We start from the raw sequence: 12,103 nt of genomic DNA, 5'->3' as shown, positions 1-12,103 counted from the left end.
CATCCATTGGGGACTGGGGTACTCGAGAGGGCCCTCGGGTTCTCGGGCGGCGGATGTCGAAGCGCTGGGGACGCTGTAGCTCGACGCCACTGGGGATGGCATGATCGCCGCACGATCGGAGAACCGATGTCAATGGTATCCCAAAGACCCATGCCGTGTCAGCCGATCCTGAAGACTCTGCGCTTTTCGTCGGGCCAGCCCCGAGATCACGCGGAACGAGTCGATCGACGGCCCGCGCTCTTCCGATACTGTCCTCAGAACAGCAGGATCTGCTTCGTCGTGGCACTGGGGAAGCCGCCGATCGAGACCCCCACGTGGTACGACGCCCCGCCGGCGGGGGCGCGCTGCCGGTTCTCCTCGGCGCAGGTGTCGACGCTCGACCGCGTGCGATCCCACACCACCGGCTCCTTGCTCGTGACCGTCGTGCCGGCGGCGAGCGTGGCGATCATGCTGCTCGGGTTCTCCTGGCAATCGGTCGACCGCCACCACACATCGGTGCCGCTCGAGATCGTGAACGACTGCAGCGACGACCCGACATCGAGCGTGCAGTCCGCCCCGCTGATGTTCGTGAGCGAGATCGACAGCTTCGGCAGCTCGCCCTCGGCGTAGCTCTCGGCATCCGTCACGGCGGTCACCTCGAGGTCCTTCGCCTGGCAGGCCACGACACCCGGCTCCTCGGGCGGCGGCTCGGTCTCGGTGACGCTCGGGGACGCATCCGGCGACGCATCGGGCGAGGCGTCCGGCGATGCGCTCGGCACGTTCGAGGCCGTCGGCGAGGGCGACGGCGTGCTCTCCGACGCCTGCGAGGCCCATGGCTGGGCGACGAGCAGCCACACCCCGACCGCGATCGCGGCGAGCACCACGATGAGGGCGCTCAACACGACGAGGCGCCGTCGACGATAGACGGCTGCGGACTGGCGGGGCATGAGTAAAGGCTAGTTCAGGCGCTTGAGCATCCGCGTGTTGCCGAGCGTGTTGGGCTTCACGTGCGCGAGGTCGAGGAACTCCTCGACACCGGCGTCACCGCTGCGCAGCAGCTGCGAGTACACGTCGGGGTCGACGACCTGCTCGCCGATCGGCGCGTAGCCGCGGCGGCCGAAGAAGTCGACCTCGAAGGTCAGGCAGAACAGTCGCGAGAGTCCGAGCGCGAGCGCGTTCTGTTCGAGACGATCGACGATCGCCCGACCTACTCCGCGGTGCAGCCAGGACTCGTCGACGAGCAGAGTGCGCACCTCGCCGAGATCCTCCCAGATCACGTGCAGCGCACCGCATCCGATGAGTTCGCCGTCGGCCTCGGCCACCACGAACTCCTGCACCGAGCCGTAGAGCACGGCGAGGTCCTTGCCCAGCAGGATGCGCTTCTCGACCATCGGCTGCAGCAGGGTACGGATGCCGGTGACGTCGGCACTGCGGGCCGGTCGCACGATGTAGTCGTTCACTCGTCCAGCCTAGAACCGCCGCCTCCGCAGAACCTGACCCCGGTGTGAACGCGAAAGGGGCGGATGCCGAAGCATCCGCCCCTTTCGGGATCAGCGTGACGTCACTCGCCGGTGATGGCGAGGTCGGGCGTGGCCGAGATCTCTCCGCCGGTGTTGACGCCGACCGAGACCTTCTCGCCGCGCGGGCCGTGCTCGAACAGGAACTCGCCGTCCTTCGCGTCGACCTTCACGTGGTCGCCCGCGTCGAGCTCGCCGTGCAGGATCTTCTCCGACAGACGGTCCTCGACCTCGTGCTGCATCGCGCGACGCAGCGGACGGGCACCGAGAGCCGGGTCGAACCCGATCTCGATGAGGCGCTCCTTGGCGGCCTGCGACAGCTCGATCGTCATGTCGCGGTCGAGCAGCCGCTCGCCGAGGCGCTTGGTGAACAGATCGACGATCTGCACCAGCTCCTCCTTGTTGAGCTGCGGGAACACGATGATGTCGTCGACACGGTTGAGGAACTCCGGCTTGAAGTGCCGCTTGAGCTCTTCGTTCACCTTGCCCTTCATCCGCTCGTAGCTCGTCGCGTTGCTGCCCTCGATCTGGAAGCCGACCGGGCCGCCCGCGATGTCGCGCGCACCCAGGTTCGTGGTCATGATGATGACCGTGTTCTTGAAGTCCACGATCCGACCCTGACCGTCGGTGAGGCGACCCTCTTCGAGGATCTGCAGCAGCGAGTTGAAGATGTCGGGGTGCGCCTTCTCGATCTCGTCGAAGAGCACCACGCTGAACGGCTTGCGCCGCACCTTCTCGGTGAGCTGGCCGCCCTCTTCGAATCCGACGAACCCGGGAGGGGCACCGAACAGACGCGAGACGGTGTGCTTCTCACCGAACTCGCTCATGTCGAGCGAGATCAGGGCTGCTTCGTCGTCGAACAGGAACTCGGCGAGCGCCTTGGCGAGCTCGGTCTTTCCGACACCGGTGGGGCCGGCGAAGATGAACGAGCCCGAGGGGCGCTTCGGGTCCTTGAGGCCGGCGCGCTGACGACGGATCGTCTTCGACAGGGCGGCGATGGCCTCTTCCTGACCGATGACGCGCTGGTGCAGGGCCTTCTCCATGAAGACGAGTCGGCTCGACTCCTCCTCGGTGAGCTTGAAGACCGGGATGCCCGTGGCCTGGGCCAGCACCTCGGCGATCAGGCCCTCGTCGACGACCGCCTGGGTCGCGACGTCGCCCGCACGCCACTGCTTCTCGAGGCGCAGGCGCTCGGCGAGGAGGCTCTTCTCCTCGTCGCGCAGCGACGCGGCCTTCTCGAAGTCCTGCTCCTCGCTCGCGGCTTCCTTCTGCTCGCGCACCTTGGCGATCTTCTCGTCGAACTCGCGCAGCTCGGGCGGGCTCGACAGGATCGACAGACGCAGGCGGGCGCCGGCCTCGTCGATCAGGTCGATGGCCTTGTCGGGCAGGAAGCGGTCGGAGACGTAGCGGTCGGCGAGGTTCGCCGCGGCGACGATCGCGCCGTCGGTGATCTGCACCTTGTGGTGCGCCTCGTAGCGGTCGCGCAGTCCCTTGAGGATGTTGATGGCGTGCGGCAGGCTCGGCTCGTTCACCTGCACCGGCTGGAAGCGGCGCTCGAGCGCGGCATCCTTCTCGAAGTGCTTGCGGTACTCGTCGAGCGTGGTGGCGCCGATGGTCTGCAGCTCGCCGCGCGCGAGGAGCGGCTTGAGGATGCTCGCGGCGTCGATCGCGCCCTCGGCGGCACCCGCACCCACGAGGGTGTGGATCTCGTCGATGAAGACGATGATGTCGCCGCGCGTGCGGATCTCCTTGGTGACCTTCTTCAGGCGCTCCTCGAAGTCACCGCGGTAGCGGGAACCGGCGATGAGCGAGCCGAGGTCGAGCGAGTAGAGCTGCTTGTCCTTCAGCGTCTCGGGCACATCGCCCTTGACGATCGCCTGCGCGAGACCCTCGACGACGGCGGTCTTGCCGACGCCGGGCTCGCCGATCAGGACGGGGTTGTTCTTGGAGCGGCGGGAGAGGATCTGCATGACCCGCTCCGCCTCCTTCTCGCGCCCGATCACCGGGTCGAGCTTGTTGTCGCGCGCGGCCTGGGTGAGGTTGCGACCGAACTGGTCGAGCACCTGCGACCCGCCCTGCGCGGCAGGGGTGTCGTTGCTCTGCGCGCCGACGGCGGCGGGCTCGCGGCCCGGGGCGCCCGACAGCAGCTGGATGACCTGCTGGCGCACCTTGTTGAGGTCTGCGCCGAGCTTGACGAGCACCTGGGCGGCGACGCCCTCGCCCTCGCGGATGAGGCCGAGCAGGATGTGCTCGGTGCCGATGTAGTTGTGGCCGAGCTGCAGGGCCTCGCGGAGGCTGAGCTCGAGCACCTTCTTGGCGCGCGGGGTGAACGGGATGTGGCCGGTGGGCTGCTGCTGCCCCTGGCCGATGATGTCCTGCACCTGCTCGCGCACGGCGTCGAGGGAGATGCCCAGGGACTCCAGCGCCTTGGCGGCGACGCCCTCGCCTTCGTGGATGAGGCCGAGCAGGATGTGCTCGGTGCCGATGTAGTTGTGGTTCAGCATCTTCGCCTCTTCTTGGGCGAGGACGACCACACGACGGGCTCGGTCCGTGAATCTCTCGAACATGTTGACTCCTTGATTCGCACGGTCCCCGGGTGAGTGCCACACGGGTGCGAAGCGCTTGTACATCGAGAGTAACGACCGCGGATGCCGTGTATGCCCGTGTTCGCCGTGGGCATACCGCCGCCCTTTGGGCTGGGCATCCGCCGCCTTCCACTCCTCTTCGTCGCGGGCGCGGGATGCGGCGCGGGGTTGACGAACATATTGGAAATCGATAACTTAACGGAAGTCGATAATAACGATCAACGATAAGGAGTCGACATGGACAACCGCACGGGACGACTCACCCGCGGCGACCGATGGTCGCTCGCAGCCTTCTCCGTCGCCGGTCTTGCGATCGCCGCCTGGATCGTCGTCGGGTCGACGGTCCGCATCGTGCAGCTGGCGCAGGGCGTCGACGTCCCCGTGGCGGTCGACTTCCTCGACTCGACCGTCGACGTCGCTCTCACCGACGGATCGGGCACCGTTCCGGTGCAGATCGGAAGCGGTGTGCTCACCGCACCGCAGCTCACTCCCATCGCGACCGTTCCGGGCATCCTGGGGCAGGTGGCACTCGCTCTCACCACGCTGATGATCGTCGCGTGCCTGCTGCTGCTGGCCCGCGGCATCATGCAAGGCGAAATCTTCAGCCGCCGGCACACCGTGCTCGTCTCGGCGGCCGGGCTCGGCGGCCTGCTCGGCTTCGCCGTCGCCCGCTTTTTCGACAACATGCTCGCGAACGCGACCGTGGCGCAGCTCACGGACAACCGTCTCGACACCGCCGTGCTCACGATCAATCCCTTCACCTGGGTGATGGCGGCGTTCGCGGTCGCGGTGATCGCGACGGCCTTCACGGTGGGCGAGCGACTGCAGCGCGACAACATCGCGCTCGAGAAGGAGACGGAGGGCCTGGTGTGAGCCCCGCCGAGTCCGACGACGAGGCCACCGGCATCCACTGCCGCCTCGACGAGCTGCTCGCCGACCGCGGCATGACCCTCACCGAGCTGAGCGCCCGCGTGGGCGTGAGCATCGTCAACCTCTCGGTGCTCAAGAACGACCGGGCCCGGGCCATCCGCTATTCGACGCTGCGGGCGATCTGCGACGCGCTCGACTGCGAGGTCGGCGACCTCCTCGTCCGCACGCCGGCTCACTGACCCCCACCCCCCTGCTCCTTCCCCGCTCCTTCCTTCCCCGCTCCCGTCGCACTTTCTGTCGCCTCCCGCCCTCCCAGGCGACAGAAAATGCGACGGGAGCGGAAGGGGACGGCGGCGTCAGAAGGAGGGAGGGGGCGGAGACGACGGGGGCTGCGGAGAAGACGGGGGCTGCGGGGCGACAGGCTGGGGCGCGAAGGACTGCGGGGCGAGGGGCTGCGGGGCGACGGGCTGGGGCGCGAGGGGCTGCGCGGCCAGCAGCTCGATGACGACGGCGGTGCCGTAGGCGCAGATCTCGGTGAAGTTCTGGATCGACCCGGCGTCGAAGCGCATGGCGACGATCGCGTTCGCTCCACGCTGCTGCGCCTCGGCCCACATCCGCCCCATCACGACCTGCCTGGCCTCGTACATGACCTGCGTGTACTCGGGGATCTCGCCGCCCCCGAGCGACCGGAACCCGGCCGCGAAGCCCTGGCCGAAGTCGGTCGACCGAACGGTCAGACCCATCACCTCGCCGAGCACCTGTGTGATGCGATACCCCGGAACGTCGTTCGTCGTCACCATGAACATGAGGCCATGGTGCCAGAACCGACCCCTTGTACCAGATGACAGCGCATGGGCACACCTCCCCATACGAATATTCCTATCAATGGGCTGAGAGCCGATACCGTGGCTTGCATGATGAACTTCGACCGGAAACTGCGCACCCGCTCCCGCCTGCTGCTGGCCATCCCGGCAGCCGCCCTCGCCTTCTCGCTCACCGCCTGCGGTGCGAGCCGCCCCTCCGAAGACGACGTCGCCGCGGGCCTGACCAAGTTCTTCGAAGAACAGGGCCAGGGCGACATCCTCGACGCCGACGCGGCCGAGTGCTTCGCCGGCCCGCTGGTCGACTCCGAGCTCAGCAACGAGACGCTCAACTACATCGCCAACGGTGAGGACAAGCAGGCCAACCAGGAGGACAAGGACCTCACCGAGCAGATCCTCAAGGACAACATGAACGAGTGCCTCGGCCTCGAGAGCGAGTAATCGCCGCGCGCTGACCCCGGTCGCGTCCCACGAAGGATGGCGGATGCTTCGGCATCCGTCATCCTTCGTCATTTCCGCCCAGGGAATTCTCAGCCGCCCCTAGCGTTAGACGTTCTGGCGTGCATACCGGCCCGCCGCCCCATCGTTCTGGAGTTCCCCCCGCATGAGTAGCACCACGCGCGCCCAGAAGGCGCCCGATACCCGCGGTCCGGTCCGGAAGCTGCTGACCTCGTTCGGCTTCCAGATCATCGCCGCCCTCGTCCTCGGCATCGCCGCCGGCCTCATCGCCCGCCAGCTCGGCGCGACCGCCGACAACCCGAGCGGCCTCTCCGCCACGCTCGACACGATCGGCAGCTCGTACGTCACGCTGCTGCGCGCCGCCGTCGTGCCGCTCATCTTCACCGCGATCGTGGCCAGCATCTCGAACCTGCGTCGCGTACAGAACGCCGCGCGCCTGGCCGGTCAGACGCTGCTCTGGTTCGCGATCACCGCGTTCATCGCCGTCGTCATCGGCATCGTGCTCGGCGTCACCATCCAGCCCGGCAGCCGCGCCGGCGAGGGCCTCGAGACCGGCGACCCTTACACGGTCGGCACCTGGTGGAACTTCCTGCTCGGACTCATCCCGCAGAACTTCCTCGGCATCGGCGTGAACAGCTCGTTCGACGCCGAGGCCGGTTCGGTCACATCGAGCGTGAGCTTCAACATCCTGCAGGTGATCGTCGTCGCCGCCGTGGTCGGCATCGCCGCGCTCAAGGCCGGCAAGAAGGCCGAGCCGTTCCTCGTGTTCACCGAGTCGCTGCTCAAGGTGATCCAGCGCGTGCTGTGGTGGATCATCCGCATCGCCCCGCTCGGCACCTTCGGCCTCATCGGCGCCGCCGTCGTCAAGTACGGCTGGGAGAAGCTCGCCTCGCTCGGCTGGTTCGCCATCGCCGTCTACGTCGGCCTCGCGCTCGTGCTGTTCGTCGTCTACCCGATCCTCGTGAAGACGCACGGCCTGTCGATCAAGCAGTTCTTCTCGGGCGTGTGGCCCGCCGTGCAGCTGGCGTTCGTCAGCCGCTCGTCGATCGGCACCCTGCCCCTCACCGAGCGCGTCACCGAGCGCAACCTCGGCGTGCCCCGCTCGTACGCGTCGTTCGCCGTGCCGTTCGGCGCGACCACCAAGATGGACGGCTGCGCCGCGATCTACCCGGCCATCGCCGCGATCTTCGTCGCGCAGTTCTTCGGCATCGAGCTGAACTTCGTGCAGTACCTGCTGATCGTGCTCGTCTCGGTCGTCGGCTCGGCCGCCACCGCCGGCACCACCGGCGCGGTCGTGATGCTCACGCTCACCCTGTCGACCCTCGGCCTGCCACTCGAGGGCGTCGGCCTGCTGCTCGCCATCGACCCGATCCTCGACATGGGCCGCACCGCGGTCAACGTCGCGGGCCAGGCGCTGGTGCCGGCGATCGTCGCCAAGCGCGAGGGCATCCTCGACGAGGGCCGGTACAACGCGCCGCGCGCGGGCCTGCCCTTCGCCGAGGACGACGACGACGACACGACCGAGACGGATGCCTCGACCACCGAGCCCGCCGCCACGCGCTGAGGCGCGATCCGCAGCATCCGTTCGCCGAACGCCCCGCCCCACCCGGGCGGGGCGTTCGGCATTCCGGCGCGGGAGTGGGGGCCGACGCTAGGCGCGGTCGGCGGGGCGCGTGGCGCTGCGGGTGTCCATCGCGAGCTCCTCGGCATCCATCGCGGCGATCAGCTCACGCATGACCTCCTCGTCGAGGTTGCCGCGGTCGCGCTCTTCGAGCAGGATCGCGCGGCGCACCTGCAGCCACCCCTTCGAGAGCGCGAGCAGATCGTCGTACGACGGCTTCGCGACGGCGTCCTCCACCTCCTGCACCTCGTCGGTGTCGCGCTCCACCCGCGTCATGCGCTTCGCGAACGCGTCGAACAGTCGCAGGTCGACGTCGCCGTACTTCTGCTCCCACTCGACCCGTTTCTCGGCGAGGTAGGCCTTGCCGGCCTGGCGGCTGCGCTCCTTGACGGCGGCGAGCGAGCGCCGGTCCTCCTCGTGGTCGACGTCGCTCGCGATGCCGAGGCCGCGGATCAGCGCGGGCAGCGTGAGCCCCTGCAGCAGCAGCGTGCCCACGGTCACGATGAAGGCGACGACCACGATGGCGTGCGAGGCCTCGGTGTCGAGCGCCGCGAGGTCGGCCGCGGCGAGCGCGGTCGCCAGCGTCACGACTCCCCGCATGCCCGCCCACGAGATGACGGCGTTGTCGCGCCAGGTCAGCTGCAGACCCGCCATGCGTTCGCGCACCATCTGCTGCCGCAGCTCGTCGGGAGTGAAGCGGTTCCACCGGCGCGACTGGGCGAGCCGCTTCCGGAAGCCCTCCGACTCGACGCCGCGGTCCCACCGGGCGAGGCGACGACGATCCTGCCAGTTCGCGAAGGCGCTGATCGGATAGATGTACAGCGGACGCACCACCAGCACGACCAGCAGCACCGCACCCGCGAGCAGCAGGATCTCGCCGATCGACTCGGCGCTGAGGTCGCTGATCACCCGCGGCAGCTGCAGGCCGATGTAAGCGAACACGAAGCTCTCGAGCAGGAAGTCGGCCGAGAGCCAGATCGGCTTCTCCTGCTGGCGCGTGGTGTAGTCGGTGCGCGGCGCGTTGAACCCGACGTACAGCCCCATCGCCACGACCGCGAGCACACCCGACCCGCCCAGGTGCTCGGCGATCGCGTAGGCGCCGAACGGGGCGAGCAGGCCGAAGGTGCCGATCACGACGGCGTCGTTGATGCGCATGCGCAGCTGGTGCAGCGCGATGCCGAACACCAGGCCGATCGCGACGCCGACCGCGACGGCGACGACGAACTGCCAGACGCCGCCGGCCACACTGACGGTCGTGCCGGCGACGAGCAGAGCGAACACGCGGTAGAGCGTCAGCGAGGTCGCGTCGTTGATGAGGCTCTCGCCCGACAGCACGGTCATGATGCGTCGGGGCAGGCCGAGCTTGCGGCCGATCGCGGCGGCCGACACGGCGTCGGGCGGCGCGACGATCGCGCCCAGCAGCAGGGCGCCCGGCAGGGTGAGGGACGGGAAGATCCACCAGGCGACGAACCCGACGGCGAGCGCGGTGATCAGCACGAGCCAGATGCCCAGGCGTCGGATCTGCGGGAGACTGCGCCGGAATCCCACGAACGACACGTCGAGAGCCGCCGAATAGAGCAGCGGCGGCAGCACGAGGTTGAGCAGGAGATGACCGTCGGCGCGCAGTTCGGGGACGAACGGGAGGAAGGATGCCGCGAGCGCGACGACCGTCACCAGCAGCGGCGCCGGCCACCCCCTCCACCGCGCGATGGCCGCCACGACGACGGCGCCGACGAGCACGTAGAAGATCTCGGCATCCATGCAGGAAGCGTAGCGCCGGGCATCCGATCAGTCGGCGTCGAGCGCCTCGCGCAGGCCCGCGTTCTCGTCGCGCAATCCGCTGTTCTCACTGCGCAGACCCGCGTTGGCCGACCGGAGCCCGGCGTTGGTGCTCTGCAGACCGGCGTTCTCGTCTTGCAGGTCGAGCACCCGGGCGATGCCGGCGATGTTGAGGCCGTCGCTGCGGAGCACGGCCGCTCGACGCAGGCGATCGATGTCGTCGTCGCTGTAGCGGCGGGTGCCGCCGTCGCTGCGCGCGGGTGCGAGCAGCCCCTTGCTCTCGAACAGCCGCAGCGTCGCTTCGGGGAGTTCCGACAGCTGCGCGGCCACAGCGATGCCGTAGACCGGGGTGCGCGAATCACGGGAGGCCATGCGGTCCTTTCGGGGACTTGCGAGATGTCTGACTTTGATCTATAACAAATCTACAGCACAGATGCAGATAACCTGCATCCCCGTTCCAGCCCCTCGGGGCCGCACGAAAGGAGACATCATGGCACTCACCTTCGATCCGTTCAGTCAGCTCGACCGCTTCGCTGCGAGCGTGCTCGACTCCGTTCGGGCACCCCGGCTCATGCCGGTGGACCTCTACCGCGACGGCGACCGCTACATCCTGCACGCCGACCTTCCGGGCGTCGACCCGGGATCGATCGACGTCGACCTCGACGGCACGCAGCTCACCCTCCGCGCCCAGCGCACGGCCGACAGCCGCGAAGGCGTGCGCTGGCTCGCCCGTGAGCGCGGCGCCGGAGCGTTCCTCCGCCAGTTCACGCTCGGCGAGGGCGTCGACCTCGACGGCATCAGCGCCTCGTACGAGAGCGGCGTGCTGTCGGTCATCATCCCGGTGAGCGAGCGCGCGAAGCCGCGCAAGATCACCGTCGAGTCGCACGAGCAGCGGCAGGCGATCGACGCCTGATCCCCGGGCGGGGCGCCCGGTCGCGCCCCGCCCCACCTCCTCCTCCGCCCACTCCTCGATGCTGAAAGGAGAAGCCCATGTCCCCCGCCCTCGACCGCTTCCTCCGCTCCATGGAGTACTCGGCCACGCGCGACGACCTGCTGCGCGAGGCCGCCCGGGACGGTCTCGGCCCCGACGACCGCGCGCTCCTCGCCGCGCTGCCCGAGCAGAGCTACAGCGCCGCGTGGAGCATCCGCTACCGGCTGGCCCGCCGGTCGCTGGCGGATGCCTTCGCACCGAGCTCCGGCGTACCCGCGGCCGCCTGACATCGCGCCGGTTCGGCCGACGCCGGGGCGCAGCCGCCCTGCGGCGTCGGTCGAACCGGTGTGGTGCGCGGAGGTGGAGCGTCGGCATCCGCCCCGGTACCGACGCGCCGCCTCCCGAGCGCCGGGAATGCGGCATCCGTCCCCTGCGTTGCAAAACGTGATGAATGACGTCGCCCTCTCCGTCCTCGACCTCGTGCCCGTCCGCTCCGGACAGACCAGCGCCGAGGCCATCCGCGCCTCCCTGTCCCTCGCCGAGATCGCCGACCGCCTCGGCTACCGTCGCTACTGGTTCGCCGAGCACCACAACATGCCGGCCGTCGCGTCGACCACCCCGCCGGTGCTGATCGCCGCCGCCGCGACCCGCACCGAGCGCATCCGGCTCGGATCGGGCGGCGTCATGCTGCCCAACCACGCGCCGCTCATCGTCGCCGAGCAGTTCGCCGCCCTTGCCGCGATCGCCCCGGGGCGCATCGACCTGGGCCTCGGCCGCGCACCGGGCAGCGACCCGGTCATCACCCAGCTGCTGCGAGGATCGGGCACGACGAGCGACGTCGAGCAGTTCCCGCGCCATGTGCAGGACATCTCGGCGCTCGTCTCGAACGAGGGCGCCACCGTGCGCTTCACCTCGGGCGGCGAGTACACCGTGCGCGCCACCCCCGCAGCGACCGACGCCCCCGAGGTGTGGCTGCTCGGCTCGAGCGACTACTCGGCTCAGCTCGCGGCATCCCACGGCCTGCCGTACGTCTTCGCCAACCACTTCTCGGGCCAGGGTCTCGAGCGCGCGCTCGATCTGTACCGCACGAACTACCAGCCCAGCGAGGAGCACCCCGAGCCGCGCACGTTCCTCACCGTCAACGCGGTGGCGTCGCCGACCGCCGACGAGGCCGAGGCTCGCGCTTTGCCGCAGCTGCGCATGATGGCGCGCCTGCGCTTGAACAAGCCGCTCGTCGCACTCGAGACCGTCGAAGAGGCGCTGGCCGCCGAGTCTGATGCCGCCACCGACCAGGTCGTCGAGGCCGCTCGGTCGCGGTGCTTCGTGGGCACCGGCGAGTCGGTCGCCGCCGAGGTGCGCGCGTTCGCCAGCCGCTGGGGCGTCGACGAGGTCATGCTCTCGCCGGTCGCCGGAGCGTACGCCGCCGAGGCCGCCGACTCGACGACCGCGCGCGCGCAGACGCTCGAGCTCGTCGCCGGGTCGCTCCGCGCCCCCGCCGCCGCCTAGCCCGCCCCCGCCCTCGCGCCCGCGCCCGCCTCCCC

13 protein-coding genes are annotated in these 12,103 nt (G+C 69.2%); 7 read left to right on the top strand and 6 right to left on the bottom strand.

Features of this window, described 5'->3' with window-relative positions; all coding sequences use genetic code 11:
- Nucleotides 1–254: 254 nt before the first annotated feature.
- From AC3A3J_RS02555 to AC3A3J_RS02545, 3 genes are all read right to left on the bottom strand, one after another.
- Nucleotides 255–926, bottom strand: coding sequence for a hypothetical protein (locus tag AC3A3J_RS02555; RefSeq protein ID WP_487670789.1), 672 nt, complete (start codon nt 924–926; stop codon nt 255–257).
- A 9-nt stretch (nt 927–935) separates the two neighbouring features.
- Entirely contained in the window at nt 936–1,439 is a 504-nt protein-coding gene (locus tag AC3A3J_RS02550) for an amino-acid N-acetyltransferase (protein WP_487670788.1), read from the bottom strand.
- A gap of 101 nt (nt 1,440–1,540) precedes the next feature.
- Entirely contained in the window at nt 1,541–4,063 is a 2,523-nt protein-coding gene (locus AC3A3J_RS02545; RefSeq protein WP_314649880.1) for an ATP-dependent Clp protease ATP-binding subunit, read from the bottom strand.
- 255 nt (nt 4,064–4,318) lie between these two features.
- Between AC3A3J_RS02545 and AC3A3J_RS02540 the strand changes: the two genes are divergently transcribed.
- Both AC3A3J_RS02540 and AC3A3J_RS02535 read left to right on the top strand, forming a co-directional pair.
- Nucleotides 4,319–4,954 carry a hypothetical protein gene (locus tag AC3A3J_RS02540; RefSeq protein WP_487670787.1) on the top strand — a complete coding sequence of 212 codons (636 nt, stop codon included), beginning with the start codon at nt 4,319–4,321 and terminating at the stop codon, nt 4,952–4,954.
- On the top strand, nt 4,951–5,190 hold the full coding sequence (locus AC3A3J_RS02535; RefSeq protein WP_487670786.1) for a helix-turn-helix domain-containing protein: 240 nt from the start codon (nt 4,951–4,953) through the stop codon (nt 5,188–5,190). Before AC3A3J_RS02540 ends, AC3A3J_RS02535 begins: the two co-directional genes overlap by 4 nt.
- A 117-nt stretch (nt 5,191–5,307) precedes the next feature.
- On the opposite strand, the gene AC3A3J_RS02530 is transcribed toward AC3A3J_RS02535, so the two are convergent.
- Nucleotides 5,308–5,757 carry a YbjQ family protein gene (locus tag AC3A3J_RS02530; protein WP_487670785.1) on the bottom strand — a complete coding sequence of 150 codons (450 nt, stop codon included), beginning with the start codon at nt 5,755–5,757 and terminating at the stop codon, nt 5,308–5,310.
- A gap of 108 nt (nt 5,758–5,865) precedes the next feature.
- Between AC3A3J_RS02530 and AC3A3J_RS02525 the strand changes: the two genes are divergently transcribed.
- Both AC3A3J_RS02525 and AC3A3J_RS02520 read left to right on the top strand, forming a co-directional pair.
- Nucleotides 5,866–6,213 (top strand): hypothetical protein, encoded by a 348-nt coding sequence (locus tag AC3A3J_RS02525; RefSeq protein ID WP_487670784.1) that lies wholly within the window; start codon nt 5,866–5,868, stop codon nt 6,211–6,213.
- Between the two features lie 163 nt (nt 6,214–6,376).
- The gene (locus AC3A3J_RS02520) at nt 6,377–7,795 is read left to right on the top strand and encodes a dicarboxylate/amino acid:cation symporter (protein WP_487670783.1); all 1,419 of its coding nucleotides are present in this window, start codon (nt 6,377–6,379) and stop codon (nt 7,793–7,795) included.
- An 87-nt stretch (nt 7,796–7,882) separates the two neighbouring features.
- Here the strand turns inward: AC3A3J_RS02520 and AC3A3J_RS02515 are convergent, their stop codons facing one another.
- Nucleotides 7,883–9,613, bottom strand: coding sequence for a cation:proton antiporter (locus AC3A3J_RS02515; RefSeq protein ID WP_487670782.1), 1,731 nt, complete (start codon nt 9,611–9,613; stop codon nt 7,883–7,885).
- A gap of 27 nt (nt 9,614–9,640) precedes the next feature.
- Nucleotides 9,641–10,003, bottom strand: a complete 363-nt coding sequence (locus tag AC3A3J_RS02510) for a MerR family transcriptional regulator (RefSeq protein WP_487670781.1) — start codon at nt 10,001–10,003, stop codon at nt 9,641–9,643.
- Nucleotides 10,004–10,121: 118 nt separating this feature from the next.
- Between AC3A3J_RS02510 and AC3A3J_RS02505 the strand changes: the two genes are divergently transcribed.
- From AC3A3J_RS02505 to AC3A3J_RS02495, 3 genes are all read left to right on the top strand, one after another.
- Complete coding sequence (locus tag AC3A3J_RS02505) at nt 10,122–10,544, top strand: Hsp20/alpha crystallin family protein (RefSeq protein WP_487670780.1); 423 nt, start codon at nt 10,122–10,124, stop codon at nt 10,542–10,544.
- A gap of 77 nt (nt 10,545–10,621) precedes the next feature.
- The gene (locus AC3A3J_RS02500) at nt 10,622–10,849 is read left to right on the top strand and encodes a hypothetical protein (protein WP_487670779.1); all 228 of its coding nucleotides are present in this window, start codon (nt 10,622–10,624) and stop codon (nt 10,847–10,849) included.
- Between the two features lie 160 nt (nt 10,850–11,009).
- A complete protein-coding gene (locus tag AC3A3J_RS02495; RefSeq protein ID WP_487670778.1) occupies nt 11,010–12,068 on the top strand; it encodes an LLM class flavin-dependent oxidoreductase in 1,059 nt (352 codons plus the stop codon).
- Nucleotides 12,069–12,103 lie beyond the last annotated feature (35 nt).

Source organism: Microbacterium sp. Soil_N32 (assembly GCF_057655505.1).
The sequence above is the reverse complement of the archived record's forward strand: the minus strand, read 5'-3'. Positions and strand labels throughout refer to the sequence as shown.

Excerpts from the sequence above, each read along its gene's own strand:
- AC3A3J_RS02555 (WP_487670789.1), bottom strand. The coding sequence starts at position 926 with ATGCCCCGCCAGTCCGCAGCCGTCTATCGTCGACGGCGCCTCGTCGTG.
- AC3A3J_RS02545 (WP_314649880.1), bottom strand. The coding sequence starts at position 4,063 with ATGTTCGAGAGATTCACGGACCGAGCCCGTCGTGTGGTCGTCCTCGCC.
- AC3A3J_RS02540 (WP_487670787.1), top strand. The coding sequence starts at position 4,319 with ATGGACAACCGCACGGGACGACTCACCCGCGGCGACCGATGGTCGCTC.
- AC3A3J_RS02530 (WP_487670785.1), bottom strand. The coding sequence starts at position 5,757 with ATGTTCATGGTGACGACGAACGACGTTCCGGGGTATCGCATCACACAG.
- AC3A3J_RS02525 (WP_487670784.1), top strand. The coding sequence starts at position 5,866 with ATGATGAACTTCGACCGGAAACTGCGCACCCGCTCCCGCCTGCTGCTG.
- AC3A3J_RS02520 (WP_487670783.1), top strand. The coding sequence starts at position 6,377 with ATGAGTAGCACCACGCGCGCCCAGAAGGCGCCCGATACCCGCGGTCCG.
- AC3A3J_RS02515 (WP_487670782.1), bottom strand. The coding sequence starts at position 9,613 with ATGGATGCCGAGATCTTCTACGTGCTCGTCGGCGCCGTCGTCGTGGCG.
- AC3A3J_RS02510 (WP_487670781.1), bottom strand. The coding sequence starts at position 10,003 with ATGGCCTCCCGTGATTCGCGCACCCCGGTCTACGGCATCGCTGTGGCC.
- AC3A3J_RS02505 (WP_487670780.1), top strand. The coding sequence starts at position 10,122 with ATGGCACTCACCTTCGATCCGTTCAGTCAGCTCGACCGCTTCGCTGCG.
- AC3A3J_RS02500 (WP_487670779.1), top strand. The coding sequence starts at position 10,622 with ATGTCCCCCGCCCTCGACCGCTTCCTCCGCTCCATGGAGTACTCGGCC.
- AC3A3J_RS02495 (WP_487670778.1), top strand. The coding sequence starts at position 11,010 with ATGAATGACGTCGCCCTCTCCGTCCTCGACCTCGTGCCCGTCCGCTCC.